Source organism: Ensifer sp. YR511 (assembly GCF_900103045.1).
GTDB classification, from domain to species: domain Bacteria; phylum Pseudomonadota; class Alphaproteobacteria; order Rhizobiales; family Rhizobiaceae; genus Ensifer; species Ensifer adhaerens.
Window position 1 is genome coordinate 1 of the sequence record NZ_FNGR01000060.1, and the last position, 22,436, is coordinate 22,436.

Consider the following 22,436-nt stretch of genomic DNA (forward strand, 5'->3'; position numbering starts at 1 on the left):
ACAGCTCCGCATCCTCGTCGGTCGGGTCGGTCATCCGGTCGTAATGGAAGGACACGCCGAGCAGTGCTTTCTCCGACAGCAGATAGTCTGCGCCAAGCGAGACCATGCCGAAGTTGCCCCACCTGTCGTCGTCGTCCTTGCGGCGGTGCATCAGGAACGTGCTGTCGAGCCAGATGTTGAAGGGCGAGGCTTCAGCCTGGTCAACCCCATCGGCCCTGTCGCGCGCGGCCTCCATTTGGGCAAGGCTGGTGGAAAAGCCGAGTGTGACGCCATCGGTGGAAGGTGTCATGCGCGTGGTGACCGTGTCTGATCCCGCGGCCATCCGCCGCCGGTCGAGCAGACCCGGCACCTTGATGGTCGAGGCGATCAGGTTCTGCCGCGTCCGCACGAAGTCACGCACGAGCGCATCGATCTCCGCGGCATGCCCGGACGCATCGAAGGCGAGATTGTAGGTCACGGTCCCGGTGTTGGAAGTACCAAGCGCGCTGACCATACGAAAGCCGATGCGCACCCGACCGGAATAGGCCTTGTTGGGCGTGAACTTCAGATACCAGCCAATCGGGGCTACCGCCGGACCAACCTGTGCCAACTCGCCCTGGATGATGGACGCCGTTCCGGCCTGGGCCGGCTCGACAACGGTCGCCTCGGCCGCGATGAACGGACCACCGGTGGCGCCGCGATTGAGATAGACGTCCGGCGGCGCCGATCCGGTCGGGACATCGACCACCTTGTCGGTGACGGTGATCGCGCGGGCCTGGACTTTCACGGAGTAGCTTACCGTTCCCGTTGCGCCGTTGCTGTCGCGAACCTCGATCACAAACGTGTAACTGCCTCCGGCGTCCGCGGCCAGCGGGCCGGTCAGTTCACCCGTTGAGACGTTGAGGACCATGCCTTTGGGCAAGGCGCCGGATGCAAGGCGATAGAGCATTGGGCCGGTTCCGCCTTTGGCGGCGATCGGCTGGCTGTAGTCCTCGCCGGCCATTGCTTCCGCGAGCGCTCCAGCGGGTGGCTCGAAGGTGAAATCGACCGGAGCCGCTGCAACCACGATCGAATAGCGCGCGGTTCCCGCAGCGTTGTTGGCATCTGTCGCCGTCACGGTGAAATCGTGGTTTCCGGCCCGGGTTGGAGTGCCGCCGATCGCGCCGGTCGCGCCGTCGAGCTCGAGGCCCGCAGGAAGCTGGCCCGATGTGATCGCATATCGATAGGGCGCGCCTCCGGCCGAGGCGGTGACGGTGATGCCGCTATAGGCGCCTCCGGCGGTTCCACTCGCCAGCGCACCAGCCGGCGGCGAGAAGGTGAGAGTCGGTGCTGTCACTGTGATCGCCACCGTTGCGGCAGGCGAGGTGCCGGTGGCGTTGGTGCCCACATAGGTGAAGCTGTCGGAACCGGAATAGCCCGGTGTCGGGGTATAGGTGATCGCCAGTCCCGACACGGCGGCCGTGCCGTGCGCCGGCTGGGCGCCGATGGCCACGGAATTCGCTGGGCCGCCGGTGAGATCGAGCCTGATCGGGTTGGCTGCGGAGTTTGCTGCGACAGTCGCCCGCACATCTTTGGCTGTCGGAGCCTGGATGACGATGGCGATCGAGTAGCTTGCGGTTCCCGTTGCGTTGTTGGCGTCGGTCGCTGTCACGGTGAAATTGTAGCTTCCGGCCGTCGTCGGCATCCCCGAAATGCGACCGGTGATGCCATCCAGCGCAAGGCCTGCAGGCAGTGCGCCTGAAGTCACGGCATAGCGATAGGGCGCGGTGCCGGCCGACGCGACGAGGGTGACGTCATAGGCTGTCCCGACGATACCCTCGGTCAACGTGCCCGCTGAGGGCGAGAAACTGAGGGTGGGGGCGGTGATGGTGATCGTCACCGTCGACGCCGTGGACGTGCCGGTGGCATTGGTGGCGGTGTAGGTGAACCTGTCGGAGCCGGAATAGCCCGGTGTCGGGGTGTAGGTGATCGCCAGTCCCGACACCGAAGCCGTGCCGTGCGTCGCCTGCGTGCCGATGGTCAGAGTATCGGCGATCCCGCCGCCGAGATCTGGTGTGACGGGGTTGGCCGTGGAGTTCGCTGCGACCGTTGCGCTCACATTGCCGGTGGTCGGCGCCTCGACCGCAATGGCGATCGAGTAGGCTGCCGTCCCCGTGGCGTTGTTGGCGTCGGTGGCCGTGATCGTGAACGGGTAGTCCCCGGCGGTCATCGGCGTTCCCGATATGAGGCCGGACGCTGGATCGAGCGTCAACCCGTCCGGCAGCGTGCCGTTGACGGCGTAGATGTAGGGGGCGGTGCCGGCTGATGCCGCGACCGTGACGCCGCTGTAGGCGGTTTTGGCGGTACCGCCGGGCAAGGCGCCGGCCACGGGCGAGAAGCTGAGGGTCGGCGCAGAAACGGTGATGGTCACAGTCGCCGCATTCGACGTACCGGTGGTGTTGGTGGCGGTGTAGGTGAAGCTGTCGGAGCCGGAATAGCCTGGTGTCGGTGTATAGCTGATCGCAAGTCCCGAAACTGAAGCTGTGCCGTGGGATGGCGACGTCCCGATGGCCAGCGTATCGGCAACCCCGCCGCCGAGATCGAGCGCTACCGCGTTCGCCGTGGAGTTTGCCGCGACCGTCGCGCTCACATCGCCGACGGTCGGCGCCTCGACCGCGATCGCGATCGAGTAGGCCGCTGTCCCCGTGGCGTTGTTGGCGTCGGTGGCCGTGACCGTGAAGGTGTAGTCTCCGGCGGTCGTCGGCGTTCCCGAGATAAGACCGGACGGTGGGTCGAGTGTCAGCCCATCGGGCAGGGTGCCGTTGACGGCGTAGGTGTAGGGTGCGGTGCCGGCTGCGGCCGTAACGGTGACGCCGCCATAAGCGGTCGCGGCCGTTCCACCCGATAGGGCGCCAGCCGGCGGCGAGAAGGTGAGGGTCGGCGCAGAAACGGTTATCGTCACGGTCGCGGCGGCGGACGTGCCGGTGGTGTTGGTGGCGGTATAGGTGAAGCTGTCGGAACCGGAGTAGCCAGGTGTCGGGGTGTAGGTGATCGCCAGTCCCGAAACCGCAGCCGCACCGTGCGTCGGCTGGGTGATGGCCAGCGCGTCCGCCGCGCCGCCACTGAGGCTGAGCGTCATCGGATTGGCCGTGGAGTTCGCCGCAACCGTCGCACTCACAGCGTTGGCGACCGGAGCAGGCTTTGGTGTGACCGAACCGGACAGATGGGAGACCGGACCGGGGCCGATGCTGTTGGTGGCCGTGACTGTGAAGGCGTAGACCGTGCCGTTTGCAAGGCCCTTCACGGTGATGGGACTCGATCCGCCGGTTGCCACGGCACCACCTGGATCAGCCGTCACGGTGTAGATGCTGATCGGCGTGGTGCCCGCGTTCATAGGGGCGGTGAAGCTGACCGTCGCCTCGCCGTCACCCGGCACAGCGCTGACGGCTGTCGGTGCGTCCGGAACTGCACCCGCGCGATTGACGACGATGTCGTAGGTCGCCTTCGTGACGACGTCCTGCGCCGTAACCACGATGCTTATGGCGTTGTCGCCGACCTGGAGGCTGACGGGAACGCTGCCCGGCGCCGAGACGACGGCTCCGTTGACCGAGACGATGGCGCCGGGATGTGTGCTGGCCGGCGTGACGGCGATGTTGGCCACGTTGTTGCCCACCGAGACCGTGTAGCTGGTGGTGCCCGCGTCGAAGCCGGGAGCGAGCGCGCCGTCTGATAGGCCAATGCCCGAGAGGCTGGCATCGCTGGAGGGCGCGACGATCATGGGCGTGCCGCCGGTGAACGCGCTTGTCATCTCGTTGCCGGCGATATCCTTTATGCCCGTGCCGGCGGACAGGCTGAGAGCCAAGGTGCCGTCTCCTGAAACATCCGCCAGATGAACTCGATAGGACCCGCCCGATCCCGACACGCTGTCGATCGTGCCTTGTGCCGTTCCCGTTTTCGCCAGGGTGAACTTGCCGATGTCCACGGCCGTGACCGGTTCGGAAAACGCGACATCGAACACCGTGCCCGTCGCACCGGGCTTGATTGAAGCGACCGTTGGCCGGACGCCGTCGATCCTGATGTCAGACGTGTCGGCAATGTTGCGCAGTGTTACGTCTGCGTCCGCTACGTGGTAGTAATCCTTGATTGTGGCGCCTTCGAGCGACATCGACCCGATCGCGATTCCGTCTTCGTCGAGATCGTTTTCGACAACCGTGTAGGCGAACCTCATGGTGCTCCAGCCATATCCGATCAAGTTCATCCGTCGCTCGACAGCGCCAAGGACGGCCTTGAGGTGCGGGACTCCGTTGCTGATGGCGATCTTCTGATCGAAATCCACGTCGAACATCAGCGAGGCGCCGATCGCGTAGGTTCGTGCGGGTGTGTTGACCGGCTTGACGGCAGTGACGACCGGCGTGGAGCCGTAGGTATAGCCGTTCGCGCGCGTCACGGAGGTGTTGTCGACGGTCGTCACGGTCACATCGGCCGGTCCGGCCGTTCGTGCCGGCGCAATGGCGGTAATCCGGGTGGCGCTGTCGACGGTGAACGTGGTGGCAGCCGTGCCGCCGAAGGTAACGGCACTCACACCGATGAAGTTGGTGCCGGTGATGGTCACGGACTGTCCACCGGCCGTACTTCCGGTGGACGGGGTGATACCGGTGATCGTGGGAGGTGCGGCGCGCGTGACGACCACCCGATAAATCCTCCTGGTCATGCGGTCTTCGGTTGTGACGATGATATCGACTGTGTTGCTGCCAACATCGAGCGGAACATTCGTCGATGCGCCCGACACAGCGCTGACCCCGTTGATCGTCATCGTCGCAGTGGCGCCGGTGGCGGACGGTGTTACCGCAAGGGTGGAAACGCTGTGGGCCACGGTGGCCGTATAGCTGTGTCTGCTGGTGTCGAAGGCAGGCTCGAGCGTGCCGCTCGACAGGACAAGAGCGGAAAGTAAGGCGTCTCCAGGATTGCTCTTCGTGACACAGACCACCTCCATACGCCAGGGGGATGTCGTGGTGCTATAGTTTATGGTTTCGACGAAGAGACCACCTTGAACGAGGTCTTTCCCTGATATCGATGCGGATTCGTCGCCGGTTACCGTGCCTGCCTGATTCTCGACCGACATGTATTGGGCGCCTATTTGGGCGACCGCGGAAAAGTATCCGTAATCCACGTAGGTCGGATTGCGGATCAGGTCGATATGGAGCTGGTCCGTGGTTTCAAAGTCCGTTTTTGGATAGGTCCCCGAGAAGAAGCCGACCTCTTTCCCGTTGAGATCCGCAACGATATCCTCGCACCCTTTCGATGCGAACGCCTCTCCCGCCGCAGCCAGAAGGCCGAAAAGAAGAAAGGTCAACGCTGCCAGCAACCGGACCTGATTGCGCCAAAACCCGCGCAGCTTTGCATCCTTCGGTCCCGGCTCAGCCGGCGCTGCGACGCGCGTTCGTTCGACGATGCGATCAGACAGCATCGCCGAGGTGCTGCCGCCGCTTGCACTGTGAACGGCCGGGCTGCGGGAGCGTGCGGCACTGGCCGATCGGTAGCTTGTCATGACGAATTTCTCTCAACAAAAACCGCGCCATGGCAGGCGCGCTTCGTGTTAGCTCGGAGAAAGCGCCGTCTTCAATTGGCGGAGGCGGTCAGGCGCGGAAATGCGCACCCCGTGCCAATGACCCTGCATTTATTGCCAAATCGGCGGTCTCGACGCCACGCCTACCGTTTGCCGTGCAGGTCCCTATCGCCCGATCAGGCCGATCCATTGCGACCAGTCGGTCGCCGACAATCCGGGTGAGGATTTCAGCAGGGCCGGATGGTACGCCGAAAGATGGCGTAGCTCCCGCGGCGACAGGCCGAATTCGCGGCGAAATGCGCGGCTGAAATTTGCCGCGTTGGTAAAACCATGGGCTAAGGCGAGGTCCGCAATCGCGACATGTCTATAATCCGGCGATCGAAGGTTTATGAAGGCGCGCCGCAGGCGCTGCTGCGCCAGGAAAACCGAAAATCCCCCAACCTGTTCCAGAAGGCGGTAGACCGTTCGGCGCGACAGCGCGAATGTGGCCATGACACGCTCTACGGTCAGATCGGGTTCGAGCAAGTGGTCGGTTATGTAGCGCCTGACCGCGATCGACAGCGCATGGCCGACGCTCGCTGCATTGCCTTCGCTCGTCTGGCTGTTTATCGCAGCGCCGGCAAGATCAAGCAGTGGAGACAGGACCGCTTCCGCGTCGCCGACGGAGATATGATCCAGCTGCTTGTGAAGGCTGCCGAGCGTGTCCCTCAACAGCGAAACGAGCGGCATTTTCGCTGGTAGGACCAATTCATGATTGTCGTCCGGGCGCTTCAGGCGGGGGGCCAGCATCTGGCGCGGAATGACGAGGCTGAGATGCTCATGATCGATGGTGGATGTCGCGAGCGGCTGCGCCATATCGATCACATAAAGATCGCCAGGGCGGGCGACAGTGCCGGAGGTTCGACGGCTTCCGCTCTCACCGCTGAGATAGAACTGTACGAGATACCCATCCATGCCGTCCCGGGCGATTTTGTAACGGGATCGATCGAAATCTTGGCTTGTCGATCGGGTGCGTGCAACGCCGACGCCTCCGATCAGGGCGGCATCGACACTGGCAAAAAATGGGTCTTCGGTCGGCGCCCGAAGCCGCGTATCGAACAGTACGCCGATCGACTCACGCCACAGATGGGCGTCTTTCTGTCGCATGGTGGTCGTGTCGAATCGAGACCGTGGCAATCCCAAGGGCTCGGTATGTGTGTCCGAGCTTGCAGTTGATTCACATGACGAGTTCATAGACTTCATTCATTGCGGCGTGGGCTTGCGTGCAAGGATTGTGCACGCTCCGACTGGTTTCTAATGAAAGCGCAAGTTATTGAAAACTCCCGGCAAAGCAACCGCAGGCGGTGGGATCGCCAGAGGTTCGGGTCGACGATCGCGTGACCAAGGGGGTAAGGACCCACTGACGCGGTGCACCGGCACGCTTTCAACGCACGTTGGGGTGGTAGCAAACTGTGATCGTCTGTGAAGAAACTCTGAGTTTGTCCGCAACGACCTGATCAGGCTCGTAACCGCAACTGAGACGCGGAGGCGAGGGCGTCGAGTCGGTCTCCCGGGATGCCATATCAATGATTATCGCCAGGTCTGGAGCCTGCGGGTCCCCACGAAGAACCGATCGCCCCATGGTGACAGAAAAGCTTCGCGGGCGCGCTGCGCGAGCTTGAGCTTGATTGCAGGCTGATGGGCGGCCCGCCGCTCCCCGTTGAGAAGGGCGGAGGTCTTGCCGAACGCAACGGTTGGGCATTCACAACCTTAATGCGAAAATCCGTCGCGACAAAAACTAATCGTTGACGCGGCAATCCCAGTCCCTTATAGATGCGGCATCGATCTTTTGCTTGCCGAGCTTTGTCTACCGCGCGATTGGCACCGCGCCTTAAGCGAACTTCCCTTTCAAAAACAGTCGGTTTCCACCTGCTCAGCATAGGCTGAGCGGTCCCTCACTCTATGCTTTGAAAGGGTTCATCATGACCACAGGCACAGTAAAATGGTTCAACTCCACCAAGGGCTTCGGCTTCATCCAGCCTGATAACGGTGGCGCAGACGCGTTCGTGCACATCTCCGCCGTCGAACGCGCTGGAATGCGCGAACTCGTCGAAGGGCAAAAGATCGGCTTCGAGCTCGAGCGCGACAATAAGTCGGGCAAGATGTCTGCTACCAATCTGCAGTCTGCCTAAAATTGAGATTCGCTTCCCTTTGACCACGGATGTACTGGCATTGCCGGAAGCAGTTTCAACAAGGCCGGGCGTTTCGCCTGGCCTTTTTTGTTCGCTACGCCGAACTAGTTGAGGTTCCAATGAAAGAAGCACATAGCAAATCCCGTCAGCAGGCGGAGATCGCCTTCATGAAAGTCCAGACGCAGTTCTTCTCCAAAAACAACGCGATGGAAGAGGTGGAATCCGTTGCTCAGGCCCGGGATGCCAAGACTCTTCGGCTTCGAGAGGAGCGCCTTGCAAAGGAGTTGGCCGACCGCTTGTCGGCGACACGCAACCTCATCGCCAAACGCGCCAACGCACGCTGATCTCTGACGCACTTACTATTGGGATACGAATGAAGAACGCCGGAAAAAACGACATCTCCGACCGCCGAGCCGCATCGGCAGACGCCAAAGCTGCTCTCTTGAACGCCTACCGAGCGGCAAGGACTGCAGCAGAACCAGGGAGGATGGCAAGGCAGGCCGAGCGCGAAGCCCTTTCCACCGCTTGTGAAGAGCGGCGCGTTGAACGCGAGCGTCTGAAGCTTGAGGAACAAAAGCGTATCGAGACCGAGGCGACAGCGCGGCAGGCAGCCATTGAGGCGGCAGCAGCCGCCGAAACCGAAGCGCGGGCGATTGCCGAAAACGCGCGTATAGCGCGGGTGATCGAAGATGAGGCGGTGCGAAAGGCCAACCGCGACAGGCGCTATGCCAATCGCAAGGCAAGACAAGGATAAATTTTTCCGTTGCGCCGCTACCCGACAGCATGGCGATGTCATGCGAGGAACCAATGAGTGGACCGAGGTGCTCGTCAAGGAACGGGCGCGCAATTTCGTAACCACCTTTGCTGACGTCCTTACCTACGACCGAGCCTGACTGGGAGCACATACGCTAGTTGCGATCGCCGATGTGCCGATGTCACGTTGCTTGGTTCTTGTAGCTGAGGGTCGGTTCGCTCATCCCGCAAAATTATTCGTCAATCTTTGAGCCACAGACAACGTGACAACCCCCGTGCAACGCCTTCGGCGAAGGCGTATCGGCATGTTCGGGCGAGGCAAGGCGCGTCTTGGCCATGGACGAAAGGGAATCATGATTTGCGTCCGGCACGGAATCCCCCTGGCGCCACCCAACGCGGCCAGCCTTCACTTACGCACACTTCCCGTCAGCCAGTCTGGCAGTCTGGCAGTCTGGCACGCAATTTGCTCCGGTTATCAAGAATGCGGCCGTTTCTTTCTGCCTCGGTCGAAAAGCGAGGGGCAACATGTAGATAACGGCGGCGGAACTCATAAAGAGCTCTGCGCCGATTTTTATGCATCCGCAGATCCGCCTAGACCTTGCGTGTCCGCGATCCGGGCGAGCGCAGCATCTTCGGGAAGCAGGTAGACCTTGGCGATCATTCGGTCGAGTAGTTCGCGCTCAAGCCGCAAGACCGGTTTTCGGCTGTCGGGCAAGACGTCTTCAAGATTGTCGATCATAGCGCGAAGCCGTCGAGCGATCTGAAGGTTGTCGGCGCCATAGATCCTGATTTCTCGACACGTCAATTGTACAAAGTCTTCCCAATCGGGCATTCGGTACATCACCCGCACGCGCCCCTGCGGGTCGCGGGAACTGCCGTCACGCAGATCGCGGCTACCGACACTGCGGAGCAAACGATGCAGTTGGTCAATAGCTAGCACAGCCGTCGTCGGATCGTTGATCGCTCTCGAAAGTGCCTTGGTCGCGATATCGACGATAACCCTGAAGGCAAAGGTCGGATCCTGTTCAATAGTACGCTCGCGCCCAAACGCAATACTGCCACGGAGGTCATTGGCCGGGATTGTCGCGGTTCCGCCGTAGAGCAGGAACAGCGGTTGGCCGTAAGAGACAAAGTCGCCAATCCGAGCGGCAAGTTCGATGACACCGTCAACCCTTGTTGCGCGGGTGGTCAGGAAATTTATGTCCACCGCAAGAATAATGTCCGATGTGCCGGCATGCGTCACCACTCTGTCTGGTACACCAAGTGAACCATACGACCGTTGTGTTTCGCTCGTCTCTCTTAGGGCGTCAGGATACACCTCCTCGATCATGGCGAAGCCTTGCTCCGCGACGCGATGGATGATGCTGACTGGACGTAGCAAACGTGCTGAGTAATCGATAAAATAGAGGAAGGCAGCCAACGACAACACGCCCAGTGCGCCCGAGATCCACACGATTGAGGGTGGTGTCGACGTATTCACACGACTTATTACGCCGATCGCGAAGAGCAGCGTGAAGATGAACAACCCGACGGTGAAGCGAATAACATTGTCGCGCAGCAGGGTGATTGCGATGATGCGCGGCGTAAGTTGTCCGCTCGCAATTTGTATTGCGACAAGCAAAGATCCGAACGTGAAGACGATGAACGAAAGCGCGAGGCTGATGATTGCCTGCATAGCAGCGACAGTGCCCTCGACGCTTAAGGGCCACGGGGGTACCCATCGTGTCCACTCGTCGGACGCCATCACCATTCGGAAGAGAACTTGCTCGGCGACGAGTGCGAGGAAAGGGATGATCCAGAGCGAGGATCGCATGTAGTTCTTGAGCCTGTATAACCTGTTCCAGCTCATCTGATCTCTGCCCCTGCCTCCCGATAGAGTAGAGGCCAGCCCGTCAGTCCGAAACGGCAGCCCCCGACATTTGTTTAATACGCTCGGTCAGGCTTTCATCGCGTCCGCACGAGTAGTCGCATGGGCGACCAGGCGAAGCCTTCCGTCGACAGAGCTGTCTCTAGCGTGCAGAGCTGAAGCTGAGGTCCCTCACGCATTCATTCTTCGTGCAACGTCCACCGCAAACCCAGTTCGGCAACTGTCGGAACCGACAGTTGCCGAGGAGTGGCACCAAGGGAGGGGAACTGGCATTGGCTAGCAGTTGTAGACATTCGCCGCACAACGTCGCGTGGTCCGGCGAGCAACGCCGGCCACGCTGACTGGCGTTAACGGTCGGCCAACTCTGGCGATGGCAGGGGTGACAAAGCTGAGGTCCGCTAAGCTTGGCGTGTTGTTCGTCAAGTCGCCGATGCAGAGTACAGCGGCGAAAGCGAGCCAGATGATTCCGATGCGCTTAAGGAAAGTCATTTTCCATCTCCCATCACGAAGTTATCCGGCATTTCGCTCATTTTCTGCTTGAGGTCGTTAACGTCGGCCTTTTCGGCGTTTGTCGTGTTCTCGAAGGCGAAATCATCCGCGGGCACACCGTCCCCGGATTTCCAGTCCCTGATCTGGATGCTGTATTCCGGCCCTCCCTTGACCTTGCTGGAGGTGATGACCAACCGGCAGGGGTACGGTTGTTCGCCTTGTGCGACCCAGATCTGGAAGTCCACGTCGTCCTTGCGGAAGGCGAGTGAATCGCACTCCTTGCCGTTGACGAAGCCGCTTCCCAGGTCCTTAGCGTCATAGACGCCCGTCATCAGCTCCTCATATGAATTGGTCATCAGCAGGTCTGCGGCCGGCAATGGCAGGCCGTGCTTGTCCTTCAATTCGTCTATCAGCTGATCAACTGTCCCATGCATTTCTACCTGCGTGTACTTGTTGACGTTCTTTCCAAGGAGCGTGAGTGTTTTTCCGTCGAACAGGGTCTCGGTATCGACAAAACCGCCGGAACGGGTCGTATGCACCCGATCTGGCCGGCTAAGGTTCACGGTACCGGAGCTCGATAGCCCAAGCTTCTGGTCTGCGTTGGTGACGACCTGAAGGTTGGAGTCATAGCTGAACGACAGGGCCTTCTGTGCAGCCAGATAGTCCGACATGGATTTGAGAAGCTTCTTGGCTTCCGGGGAGTCAATAACTCGAATGAGTTCGACCCTTCGGTTGAGAGTTCGACCTTCAGCCGTCTTGTTGCTGGCAACTGGCAGAGTCTGACCGGCACCGGAGGCCATCAACTTGTCGGCGGAAATCCCTCGTTTGACCAGCGCTGCCTTGATCATCTCGGCACGTTCTTGCGAAAGGCGCTGGTTGGTTTCTGCATCGCCGCTCGCATCGGTGTGAACGACAATTCTCAAACTCCAGTCAGGGAACTTCATCAGCACGGCAGCAACGTCGTCAAGAAGCTGTTCTGCGCCAGCCCGCAAGGTGGACTTTGCTATGGCGAAGCGCAGGCCTGGCATATCGTACTGTTCTTTCGTCTGTAATGCCTGCTGCAAGGCTTCCCTGCTGTACTGCAAATTCGAGGCGCTCGTGTCCTGGGCCCAGGACGAGGCGCTTGGTGTCGCAGAGAGAATCAAGAGCGCCAACATTCCGCGAACGAAGCGTCTACTGATTGAACTCTCTGCGATAGATATCCTGACGATGCTTAGGATCTTTCCCTGCCCAGGCAGGTTGGCCGGCGCACTTGACATCGCAACGATCCTTCTCACTCAAGTGTAGGTTGAATTAGAATGCAATTGCGGCTAATCGTCTTCGGATCTTTGGAACTCACGGGTGTCTGCGGGCTGCACATACGAATTATAGGATTCGCCATGGTCGATGTAGCAATGATCGCCCGAAGATGTATTTCTGCCAACACATAGAGCAGAGTACGAGCAAACGGATGTCGCCGCGTGTCCAAAGCAACGGTTTGGCTCTATGGTACATCTGCCGCATTACCGTGCAATTCATCCTATCTGATTAGGGAATTTGCCACTCTGCATGGGGCGGGCATTGTCTTGACGGCCGTTGACGAAGCTTTAGATCGCTCAAGCCCAAGCTGCCCAATGATGAGGGCCGCAATAAGCGTGGCTGTCACCGTCAATACGGACCTTACGACGACCTCAATCGTGATCATCCGTTCACCAACACAGTCACACCTCGAAACATAACGACGGTGATGGCTTGCATGACTTTTGCCGCACCCAGAAAAGTTGCCTTCTCCCGTCATCCCAGGTGCGTCCCTCAGAAACCGCATTAACAAATGCTCTGAAGCCGGCTCGGGAAATGGACCGGATCAGAAACTTCCTTCTGGAATGGGGCCAACAGCCCTACTCGATCTTCGGAGGACGACTTAACCACCGACGTTCGTGCGGACTGACTCCGCGGCGTTCCATTTGGCGGTGACCTGCTGGATAACGGAGATGAAGAGAGCTGTGGTGATCCCGAACATCATCAGACCGTTGGCAGCCTGAAGTGGCCCAAGCAGCCGCATTCGGCCCTGCAGCACAACGTCACCATAACCAAGCGAAGTGAAGGTTACTCCCGAAAAATACATCGCCGTTTCAAAGTCCGCAAATGCACCGAGCAATCTGTAGAGAAATGCCCAAAATGCGATCTGGACGATGTTGCCCATCATTAGCACCACCATCAGAATCGAGAATTGAAGGAAAATCCCGCGCAGCGGCTTAGGACCGAGCGGTTGCCGGGAGGCCTGGGCGAAGTAACGGGCTGCGAACACCGATGCCAGTACCTGAAATGCAAGACATGCCGACATTGCGAGCAAACCCAGAGCAATAATCGTGATCATGTCGGCGGATCCTCAGTGCGCGGCCTGCTCCCAATGGGGTCGTACCGGAGCCACTCCATGAGCAGTACGTAGCCAACCGCCAAGAGCACAGGGCCAACAAACAGCCCAAGAAGCCCGTCAGCGATCATGCCGCCAATCACCCCCATGAGAATGATCGGCATTGGAACTTCAAGTCCGCGGCCGAGCATCAATGGCTTGAGGAGGTTGTCGCTGAGCCCGGCAATGACGGTCCAGATCGAAAAGATGATCGCCGGCGTGGTGGCTTCCGTTGCAAGAACATAGGCTATGACAGGTAGTGTTATCAGCAACGCCGGCACCTGCACGATGGCAAACAATAGCACCGCGAGCGTCAAAACTCCGGCTGATGAAAGACCTATGGCGAAAAAACCTATCCCGATCAGCAGGGACTGGATGACCGCTACGCCGACTACGCCGACTGCCACACCTCGGATCGTCGCGGCGGTCATCGCCACCAGCCGGGGGCCTTGTGCCTTGCTGCCGGTAATACGTTCCAACAGGCGACTGGCAAATTCGGTGGCTCCTTCGCCATAGGCTATTAGCACTGCAGCGACTGCGAACGAAAGTACGAACGACAGTTGACCGGCGGCCAAACCGCCCGCGAACGACGCCAGCGAAGATGCAACCCCACCCAGCACTTTGCCGTATTTGGCGAGCGCCGCCGGCATATTCGTCTCGACGAGCCCCCATGTCTCCGTCAATTTCTTTCCGACCAACGGCAGGTCGGCAAGCCATGCCGGCGGCGGCGGCACCGTGAGGCTACTGTCTTGCAGGCCCGAGACGAACTCAAGTATAGAAGATCCAAGCGATGTCACCACCATAACCAATGGTACGAGCATCAGCGCGACGCTGACCAAACCGATTAATGTCGCCGACCAGCGATTGCCGACCCGCCCGACCAGACGTTGGTGCAGCGGATAGAGCATGACCGCGAGGATAACCGACCAGAGCAGGATGCCAGTAAAGGGCAATATGATGCGGCTACAGGCAAAGATCAGTAAGGCAACCAGTCCGATCTGAAGAGCTGAATCGAGCATTCTCAAGAGCGATGGGGGCCGCTCAGGGGTTGTCACGTTCGGCTCCATCATTGCGCCCCTTCCCAGTCAACTGGATTTACCAGATAGCTTGGTCTCAGGCGAACTATTTACCTAATTCGCGCTTACTGCAAGACAGAGGCGAAAGTGCTCGCTGGACGCGCATCGGACAGGTCGCCCGAGAAGCCAGATGTGGCCTCGCCCTTTAGGGTTATACGAATTCCCTCGGTTAGGCAGGGCGTCGGCGCCCGTTGCGACGGTGACCGCTTAGGACTAGATTGCTATCCCAACGCGACGACCGCGTGATCTTAGGGGAAACGTCATGGTGTCGGATGCGACTGGAGCCTCTCATGATGACGCTCCAAATAAAGTGCACGCGCCTCTGAAGGAGAAAAACCCGCAGCGCAGGGTCGCGATTACTGTACTCCTGTCAGCCTTCCTTCTGTTCGTCGTGACGGTTTTCATGGAGCGCCGCACTCCTTCTTCCTCGCAGGCAACCGTCAGTGCATATGTCGTTGCAATTGCGCCGGAGGTCACTGGGCGAGTCATTGAAGTGGGCGTGACCGACAACAGCGCCGTGACGACCGGCCAGATGCTGTTTCGCCTGGACCCGGAACAGCACCGGCTCGCCGTTGCGGAGGCGGAAGCGCGCCTTGCAGGTGTCGGTCAGACGATCGGCGCTTCGACAGCGGCCGTCGATGCGGCCCAGGCTAAAGTGGTGGAGGCGAAGGCAGTCCGGGTCCACGTTCAGGACCAAGCCACCCGCGCCATGGAACTGGTGAGGCGCGGTATCTACGCGCAGGCCAAGTATGACGAGGCCGAGGCCGCGCTGGATCAGGCGGATGCCGGTGTGGATGCGGCCGAAGCCGACCTCGCGCGCGCTCGGGAGGAGCTTGGGCCCGCAGGAAATGATAATCCGCAGCTGAAGGAGGCGCTCGCGGCGCTTGCAACGGCTCAGCTTGATCTGATGCGCACGACGGTTTCAGCGCCGGCAGAAGGCGTGGTCACCAATCTTCAGCTTTCTGTTGGCGGTATGCTCAGCGCTGGTGAGAGTGCGATGACCTTTATCGATACCGGCACGATTTGGATCACGGCTGCGTTTAAGGAAAACAGCCTCGAGATGGTTGTCGCCGGCGACCGTGCAGAGGTGCTTTTCGATGTTCTCCCGGGTAAGATTTTCGCCGCCACAGTCGAGGGCATTGGGATGGGCGTGGCTCAGGGAAGCGTCGACCCGGCGACGGGGCTGCCCAAGATCTCTACAGAGACTGGATGGGTGAGAGCACCCCAGAGTTTTCCCATACGCCTAGTCCTCAACGAAGGACGGCCCAAGGGGGTACGGTACGGGTCGCAGGCGAATGTCGTAATCTACACCAGAGACCATCCCGTTACCAATGCGCTTGGCCGCATCTGGATCCGTATCCTGTCGGTTCTGACCTATGTCAGCTGACATGCAACTTGCGTACGATGAGGACCGCGCTAATGTAAAGCGCAAGGGTTTGCGTATAGCGATCGCCGTTGCGGTCGGCTTTTCCTGGTTGCTCTATTCGGGGGCACTAATCCCTTTCCTTGGGCCCTTGTTTGCGGCACAGTTTCTGATCTCCAGTTCCCGCCCAATGCCCCTGCAAAAGGCGTTGGCAGTCACGGTGCTGATTCTTGTCGTTGGAGCATTTTTGCAGTTTGTAACGGTTCTGACTGGCGACCGGCCGCCCGTTCTGTTGCTGCTGCTCGGACTGATCTATTTTGGATGTTTCTACCAGCAGGCGAATGGCAGGGGCGGTCCTACAATCTTTCTTATCCTCGTCATCGCGGTTATGGTGCCGCTCCTCACAATCCTGAATGAGGATCTCGGCGACACTATCCTCATGATCCTGGTGCAGAGTGTGTTGACCGGAATGCTTTTGATGTGGCTGGCGTATGCCCTTATCCCGGACAGTGGCGCCCCCCCCTTGAAGGTTGCGACGGCGACGACATATCCGCGTGCGGCACACTACGCTTCCGCTAATACCGCCATACTCCTGATCGCGGTAATCGCCTGTCTGACCCGCGACGGTCTGGCTACGGCGATTGTCATTCCAATAACCGTCGTTTCACTGCTCTTACAATTCGACACCGCAGCCAGCACGCGCGCGGCCGTTGGGCTCATGATAACCAATGTCACTGGAGGCGTGGCCGCGTCCGTCGCATTCGGACTGCTTCAGGTACGGCCGTCTCTCAGTTTCCTTTTTCTATTGGTACTGCTGGCCGGCTTGGTATTCGGCGGTCGTGCTGCCATGCATGCGCCTGCCGCCAAACTTTACGCGGGCGCCTTCACGATTTTCCTCCTCGTATTCGGAACAGGCGTGTCACCGCTTCCGGGGTCTGCTGCCGACTCCTTCTCCACCCGAGTAAGTTACATCCTGGTGGCCATCGCCTATGCGATGTTCATGACGACGTTGCTTTGGCCCAGGCAGGAACGTGGTCTCGATTAAGAAACCGCGACTGCGTTGTGGCCGCGGTGTTGAATGGTGAGAGCAGCCGTGCGGTAGCGGCACGGTTTGGCGGCGCCGTCTGTTCGATGGCCAACGGGAGCAGGAGTGTTCAGTTATGCCGACGGACTATCATGCTGATCAGCACCCAACCTTCGATAGATACGCCGCAGCGGTTCGCTAGTTTAGCAGAAGTTGCGATATTTTAGCTGGCGGTCCCCTGTCGTTTTACATTTAACCGCAAGACTCTGACGACAATAGTTTCAATAAGATAGAGACCGGTAACTTGTTTGGGGCTAAGCGGCGCGCAGGAGCGGCCCTGCACCTAATTCCGCATCGGGCCGTCCTTCGGTAATGCCTTTTCGGATTGGCAGTTTCCAACCGAGTTTGCTCAAAGTCGCGGCAGGCCGTCCCCGACCTGAATGCGACGCTGCCCCACCCCAATCCGAACTTCAGGACCATGTCCGCCCTGGCGAAGCAAGTCGGAGGGCATGACGTCAGGCCTGGTGGATGCCGAGCTGGCGGACATGTCACGGCAGCCGTTTGTCGGCGAAACAACAGACATCTCACGCAGTCGTCTCGAAGTGCGCGACTTGATTACACAAGTGCGGGAAAGCGGATTGAGCAGATGCCGTTCCGGTCTGCTGACGGACTACACTGCGCTCTCCGCTCACACAGGCACGATCATTGCTGCACCACCGTCGCGGGGGCTGCGTGGAGTCCTCAACGATGACATGAGCGGTCCGAACGCCACGGTAATCCGGACGCTTGCGCAGAACATCTCTCGTGATGCGGGACAGCGCACGACCAGCTATATTCCGAACATGTCGAGGGGCTGAAGGCGCGCAGCAACCAGCGTTGCTCGGCGATTGAAAGTGGCGTTCCCGTTCGGGAGATCCTAACTGAAGTGCAACCCGCCGGTTTTCAAGGTAGGGGTTCCTTCGAAGGGAACCTGGGCATGTTCATCATCGCTACTTTGTTCATCGCCGAGCTTCTGACTCCGTCAAACTCGGCATTCTCGGCGCGTCCGTCATCTCCGCAGCTCTGGGTCTCTGGCGCTGATCTGGCTGACGTCTCCTGGCAGATGGTAGTAGCTCGCTCCGTCGGCGCCACTCGGCGTTCTACTGTCCGGATCGGCGACTGCTGGCCCTCAACTCGCAAGTAGCAGCCCGTCTACGAGATTTTCGAACAGCCACCGCCCCTCGAGCGCGGGAGTATGAGCACTAGAATTCCGCGTCTGACGTGCTGGCCTCCCGTGCCACCGGCAGACCTTGGGTGCCACCACGGTGAACCTGAAAGTGGAATTGACACGACGCTTTCGCTAAAGGGGTGGCCAAAACCATAGGATCAGAGGCACGCCCAGCACGACCACAATGAATGAGAGCGGCAGCCCCAACTTCCAATAATCGCTGAAACGATAACCGCCGGGTCCCAACACCAAGGTGTTGCACTGGTGTCCAACAGGCGTAAGAAAGTCACAAGCCGCCCCCACCGCGACTGCCATCAAAAAGGCGTCCGGATTGTAGCCAAGGCGCTGAGCAAGGGTGACAGCGATCGGCGCGACGACGAGAACGGTGGCTGCATTGTTCAGGAACGGTGTTGCGGCCATTGCGACCACCATGATCATTGCAAGGGCCCCATAGGGAGGCAACGTGGCAGCAAGTTGAGCGAGGCCGCCGGCGATTAGGTCGGCACCACCGGTCTCACGGATCGACTCGCTGACCGGAATGAGAGCGCCCAGCATTATCAGTATGGGCCAATCGACAGCCTCGTAAGCTTCCCGAAGCGAAAGTGAACCGAGCATTACCGTCAGCACGGCAGCCGTAAAGAAGGCCGTGGTGACGGGCAGCAGGCCGAATGCCGTTAGCATCATGGCACCAGCCAGGACCACCACCGGCATCAGGCCTTTTCGGGGGTTCCCCAAGCGGATTTCGCGCCCGACCAACGGAAGAAGACCGAGTTCCATCAGCCTGGTCGGGAGAAGCACGAGATCGCCCTTCAAAACGAGAACGTCGCCTGGTCTTAACGCGATGTCGCGCAATCGATCAGTGAATCGTTCGCTGCTTCGGCTTACGGCGAGTAGATTGATATTGAAGCGATCATGCAGCGCCAAACGTTTGGCGGTTTGCCCGATCAAGACTGATTTCGGGCCGATCACTGCTTCAATTCCGGCAATCTCCTCATCTGCTCCCTTTGCTTCCGTCGGGCGGTCGTGCCCCTCAAGTTCCAAACGCGCACGACTGATGCCCCGTTCGAGCGCCTGAGGGTCTCCTTCCAACAGAACGATATCGCCTTGATGGAGAATGACCTCCGGCAGGGGCATCAGCGGTTCGACCCGATTGCGAATGAGGCCAGTGACCAGAACCTCCTCGTCCAACAAGATCGACAGGTGACGGATCGACTTGCCGATGACGGACGAAGTCGCTGTGATGCGGGCCTCTGTCATGTAGTCGTTAATGTTCAGCGCCTTCTCCATTGTCGCGGCCGCCTTGCGCTCCTTTGGAAGCAGCCGGTAACCAAACGCCAGAAAGATCACGCCCGCTGCGGCAAGCCCTATGCCGACGGGGGTGAAATCGAACATGTTGAAAGGGCGGCCCGTCAGTTCCTCGCGCATCCGGGAGACGACGATATTTGGCGATGTTCCGACGAGAGTCGTGAGACCGCCAAGCAAGGAAGCGAACGCCATGGGCATGAGAAAAGACGACGGGGAGGCTTTCGAACGGCGCGCCATCTGGAATGCGACTGGGATCATCATCGCCAAAGCGCCGATGTTCTTGATGAAGATGGAGAGAACCGAGACAGTCGTCACGAGAATGACAACCTGACCCTGGACAGAGGTCATGCTTGGCGCCGCCCGATGGAGGAGTGCCTCTATGACGCCACTTCGCTCAATCGCGGCGCTGACGACCAGCGCGCTGGCTACAATGATGACAATGTCGTCGCCGAAGCCGGAAAACGCTGCCTTGTGGGGCACTATCCCGGTGAAAACTGCGGCAAGCAACGCGAGAACGGCAATGAGGTCATAGCGGAGCCGTCCCCAAATGAATGCGGCCATCAGGCCGATCAGAATGGCGAAGGCGAAAGCCTGAGCCTGTGTCATGGATAAAGTCCCGACCAACTCTTCCCAACGCCGGTTCCATTTTACTCGCCTGAAAGATCTAATGTCTGGATTGCTTACCAGCTTTTTTCAAAGGCGCAGCACCCCGAACGTCCATCCAGGACGTTTTCCAGCCTCGTAGCCCGGATGCACGCATGATCAGGCGACTACAGGATGCTTCCGAAGAGGACCGAATAGACAATCACTGCAATCGCCAGAGTAAACGCAAGCGATACCAACAGGCGCGTGAAGTCGTACGTAGAGAAGCGGGCGGGGATGAGGTTTTTCATAACGATCTCCTATGTTTCGTCGGATGCCCAAAGAGCCGCGTTACCGCGCTTCAGGATAGTGCGCGACTGCAACTCGTGCTGACCTTGCTGACGACGTCAGCTGGAACTTGGATGTTGGCCATAATGCTCGCTACGAGTTCGTCACGCTTCGCACGATTGGCGTAGCCCTGAAGCGTTGCGAGATCCGTGCTGGTGGCAGTAGCCATTCGTCCAGCGGTGTCTGAACAGATGCCGGCAAAGGCGTCCACTCTGGCCGTTTCTGCCGCCAGATTGCTGGCAGTCGTAGTGGTGAGCCATCCCGCATTGAAGCCGATGATTGGGCTGAAGAAAAGCCCGACCACCAAACCAATGGCGTAGGGTTTTGCATGTTCAAGGATTTGTCCGAAGGTCATAGATTTAATTCCCTATAATCAGGTGATTATCGGGATCGTTGCGGGCCCGCGCTCCGACCAGGAGCCAATGGCAATCCAGATCCTCTACAGTGCGCTTTAAAAGAATTAATGTAAACAACCAATTCCGATCGCCACTAAAAAGTACGTTCCAAATAATGATCATGCATGATCTTCGGACGAAAACGACCGTATCTCGATTTATCAGTGCTCGTATATTTATAGGGTCTGAACGTATTTTTCGATAACAGCTTCGCAATCAACAAACAAAGTAAAGCCGTATTCAAGGCATACAGGGTTTTGATTGTTTTTGGCGCCAGATTGGCTTTTTGCTTCACCAAACTTATCGGTCTCGATTTCGCATATTCACCTGCGGCGCCGTGGTTATGAGCTTCGTGCGAGTACGCTGAAGCGATGGGAGCGGGCCCCGAAAGTCGATAACGGGGCCAAGCGAGCGTGTACCTGGCAGGTTCCGCACGCCTTCGCGTCGGAACCCGGTCGATGATCCGGCGTCGGGGATCATCGGCAAATCACAAACGGCCATCGATCCGAAAAGTTCCCTATGCGTCCGCACCGCGTCGGCGTGCTCCAGCCACATGGCACTCTCGAACAGTGCACCCTCGTCGCGTACATCCACGATCGAACTGGATACACGACTATTTTTGTCACGCACGACCAGGGGAGGCGCTTGAGCTAGCCGACCGTATTGTCGTGCTGAACAACGGCTCAATCGAGCAGACGGGGCACGCCGGACGAGATCTACGATCACCCGTCTCAGTTCGTTTATGGGTTCATTGGCCAGAGGAACTGCCTAAGCGTCAGCGTTTCCGGCCGCGAGATCTTGCTTGAGGGCCGATCTACGGGCTACCGACAACTGAGCACGATGGTCAGGCGGCCCTCTACTTTCGGCCCACGATATACAACTCGTCATGGGCTCCGAACACGGTCTTGTGGGGTCAATCACCGGAAGCCGGCGCGTGGCAGGCACTCGGCATCTTGAGGTGAGGTTGGAGAAATCCGCTTCAGTTGTGGAGCTCGAACTGCCGCCCGATCGAGTACTCTTTCCCCGCGAGAGTCGTATCGCCTTCAAGCCAACGGATGCTATTTCGCGGCGAACACCGCGCGAATTTATTTGAGGCAAGTTTTCCCGACCGGTAGTTGGAGGTCAGTTTAGCGGCCCGACGCGCCGTAGCCGCCGGGCCGCTTAGGGAACAACAGATGCTCCGCCTGGGGCGGGGCGCTCTGAAGATTACCAGGTTTGCCGGCCGAACCAGTCATCCACGTCTTGTCGTGCCCGATCTTTTTCGAGGCCATACCGTTCCTGAATCTTGCCTTCGAGCTGATCGCGTTTGCCAGCGATTTGGTCCAAGTCGTCGTCGGTCAATTTGCCCCACTGTTCCTTGATCTGTCCCTTGAATTGCTTCCAGTTACCTTCAACACGGTCCCAATCCATGTCATTTCCTCCTGTGAATTGTGGATAGCAGCTAAACGCCTTGGCTACGCATTTGTTCAAATCTGCCTGCGGCGATGGTTCCGGGGACAACGGTGCGACGACTCCACAGGCGATCCAGCCGATCCCGCCACGGGAAGAGTTTGCCCGTCGACGATCCCGCGTATAGCGCGGCGATCAGGATGAGACGGCGCATTGCCTCGCCTGAACTGCTCCCTGAGAATGGGTTATTGCCTCATCTAAATTGCTCCCGACGAATCAACCTCGGGAGCTGTGATGAGGAAGGTAAGCATGGCGACACGTGCGGAATTGGTGGCGGCGATCAGTTGTCGCTATGTGTTAGGCGGGCGGGCCGAGAAGGCGAGGATGTTAGACGAGTTCGTGGCGCTCACGGGCTTTCATCGCAAGCATGCGATGCGACTGCTGCGAGGAGAACGCGAACCGGCGAAGGGTGGTCCTCGACCAGGGCGCCGGGTTTATGGCGATGACGTGCGGGCAGCGCTCGTCGTTGTTTGGGAGGCGTCGGATCGAAT

Annotated in this window: 17 protein-coding genes and 2 pseudogenes; 8 read left to right on the forward strand and 11 right to left on the reverse strand. The window is 59.2% G+C overall.

Annotated features, from left to right (window positions below; translation table 11 throughout):
- Window positions 1-5,506 (reverse strand): beta strand repeat-containing protein (locus BLU15_RS37670; RefSeq protein WP_176960471.1); only part of this gene is annotated, 5,506 nt, incomplete at its 3' end.
- Between the two features lie 183 nt (window positions 5,507-5,689).
- Window positions 5,690-6,670 carry an AraC-like ligand-binding domain-containing protein gene (locus tag BLU15_RS37675; protein WP_176960482.1) on the reverse strand — a complete coding sequence of 327 codons (981 nt, stop codon included), beginning with the start codon at window positions 6,668-6,670 and terminating at the stop codon, window positions 5,690-5,692.
- Between the two features lie 815 nt (window positions 6,671-7,485).
- On the opposite strand from BLU15_RS37675, the gene BLU15_RS37680 reads away from it, so the two are divergent.
- The 3 genes from BLU15_RS37680 (at window position 7,486) to BLU15_RS37690 (ending at window position 8,449) form a co-directional block, all read left to right on the forward strand.
- The gene (locus BLU15_RS37680; RefSeq protein WP_034806062.1) at window positions 7,486-7,695 is read left to right on the forward strand and encodes a cold-shock protein; all 210 of its coding nucleotides are present in this window, start codon (window positions 7,486-7,488) and stop codon (window positions 7,693-7,695) included.
- A 119-nt stretch (window positions 7,696-7,814) separates the two neighbouring features.
- Window positions 7,815-8,039, forward strand: a complete 225-nt coding sequence (locus BLU15_RS37685; RefSeq protein WP_064817087.1) for a hypothetical protein — start codon at window positions 7,815-7,817, stop codon at window positions 8,037-8,039.
- Window positions 8,040-8,068: 29 nt separating this feature from the next.
- Window positions 8,069-8,449, forward strand: coding sequence for a DUF6481 family protein (locus BLU15_RS37690; protein WP_090302373.1), 381 nt, complete (start codon window positions 8,069-8,071; stop codon window positions 8,447-8,449).
- A gap of 570 nt (window positions 8,450-9,019) precedes the next feature.
- Here the strand turns inward: BLU15_RS37690 and BLU15_RS37700 are convergent.
- The 5 genes from BLU15_RS37700 to BLU15_RS37720 form a co-directional block, all read right to left on the reverse strand.
- The gene (locus tag BLU15_RS37700) at window positions 9,020-10,297 is read right to left on the reverse strand and encodes a DUF2254 domain-containing protein (protein ID WP_090302375.1); all 1,278 of its coding nucleotides are present in this window, start codon (window positions 10,295-10,297) and stop codon (window positions 9,020-9,022) included.
- A 294-nt stretch (window positions 10,298-10,591) separates the two neighbouring features.
- Complete coding sequence (locus BLU15_RS40525) at window positions 10,592-10,804, reverse strand: hypothetical protein (protein WP_090302376.1); 213 nt, start codon at window positions 10,802-10,804, stop codon at window positions 10,592-10,594.
- On the reverse strand, window positions 10,801-11,961 hold the full coding sequence (locus tag BLU15_RS37710; RefSeq protein WP_167550740.1) for a DUF2092 domain-containing protein: 1,161 nt from the start codon (window positions 11,959-11,961) through the stop codon (window positions 10,801-10,803). Before BLU15_RS37710 ends, BLU15_RS40525 begins: the two co-directional genes overlap by 4 nt.
- A gap of 743 nt (window positions 11,962-12,704) precedes the next feature.
- Window positions 12,705-13,160 carry a potassium channel family protein gene (locus tag BLU15_RS37715; RefSeq protein WP_034800505.1) on the reverse strand — a complete coding sequence of 152 codons (456 nt, stop codon included), beginning with the start codon at window positions 13,158-13,160 and terminating at the stop codon, window positions 12,705-12,707.
- Window positions 13,157-14,266: an AI-2E family transporter gene (locus tag BLU15_RS37720; protein WP_244546953.1), complete on the reverse strand. Its 1,110-nt coding sequence runs from the start codon at window positions 14,264-14,266 to the stop codon at window positions 13,157-13,159. The genes BLU15_RS37715 and BLU15_RS37720 overlap by 4 nt, the downstream gene beginning before the upstream one ends.
- Before the next feature lie 268 nt (window positions 14,267-14,534).
- Here BLU15_RS37720 and BLU15_RS37725 point away from each other — a divergent pair, with 268 nt between their 5' ends.
- From BLU15_RS37725 to BLU15_RS37735, 3 genes are all read left to right on the forward strand, one after another.
- A complete protein-coding gene (locus tag BLU15_RS37725) occupies window positions 14,535-15,659 on the forward strand; it encodes an HlyD family secretion protein (RefSeq protein WP_034800503.1) in 1,125 nt (374 codons plus the stop codon).
- Entirely contained in the window at window positions 15,649-16,680 is a 1,032-nt protein-coding gene (locus tag BLU15_RS37730) for a DUF2955 domain-containing protein (protein WP_090302378.1), read from the forward strand. The genes BLU15_RS37725 and BLU15_RS37730 overlap by 11 nt, the downstream gene beginning before the upstream one ends.
- A gap of 488 nt (window positions 16,681-17,168) precedes the next feature.
- Window positions 17,169-17,516, forward strand: coding sequence for a hypothetical protein (locus BLU15_RS37735; protein WP_034800498.1), 348 nt, complete (start codon window positions 17,169-17,171; stop codon window positions 17,514-17,516).
- Between the two features lie 482 nt (window positions 17,517-17,998).
- Here BLU15_RS37735 and BLU15_RS37740 read toward each other — a convergent pair whose 3' ends face one another.
- From BLU15_RS37740 to BLU15_RS37750, 3 genes are all read right to left on the reverse strand, one after another.
- Window positions 17,999-19,777, reverse strand: a complete 1,779-nt coding sequence (locus tag BLU15_RS37740) for an SLC13 family permease (protein WP_090302380.1) — start codon at window positions 19,775-19,777, stop codon at window positions 17,999-18,001.
- 164 nt (window positions 19,778-19,941) lie between these two features.
- Window positions 19,942-20,064, reverse strand: coding sequence for a hypothetical protein (locus tag BLU15_RS40755; protein ID WP_029742645.1), 123 nt, complete (start codon window positions 20,062-20,064; stop codon window positions 19,942-19,944).
- Window positions 20,065-20,114: 50 nt separating this feature from the next.
- Window positions 20,115-20,456: a hypothetical protein gene (locus BLU15_RS37750; protein ID WP_029742644.1), complete on the reverse strand. Its 342-nt coding sequence runs from the start codon at window positions 20,454-20,456 to the stop codon at window positions 20,115-20,117.
- Between the two features lie 628 nt (window positions 20,457-21,084).
- Here BLU15_RS37750 and BLU15_RS39325 point away from each other — a divergent pair.
- A pseudogene (locus BLU15_RS39325) lies at window positions 21,085-21,589 on the forward strand (sulfate ABC transporter ATP-binding protein); the annotation flags it as partial.
- A 113-nt stretch (window positions 21,590-21,702) separates the two neighbouring features.
- Here BLU15_RS39325 and BLU15_RS37755 read toward each other — a convergent pair.
- Window positions 21,703-21,906 (reverse strand): CsbD family protein, encoded by a 204-nt coding sequence (locus BLU15_RS37755; protein WP_029742764.1) that lies wholly within the window; start codon window positions 21,904-21,906, stop codon window positions 21,703-21,705.
- A 273-nt stretch (window positions 21,907-22,179) separates the two neighbouring features.
- Between BLU15_RS37755 and BLU15_RS39925 the strand changes: the two are divergent.
- A pseudogene (locus BLU15_RS39925) lies at window positions 22,180-22,436 on the forward strand (transposase); the annotation flags it as partial.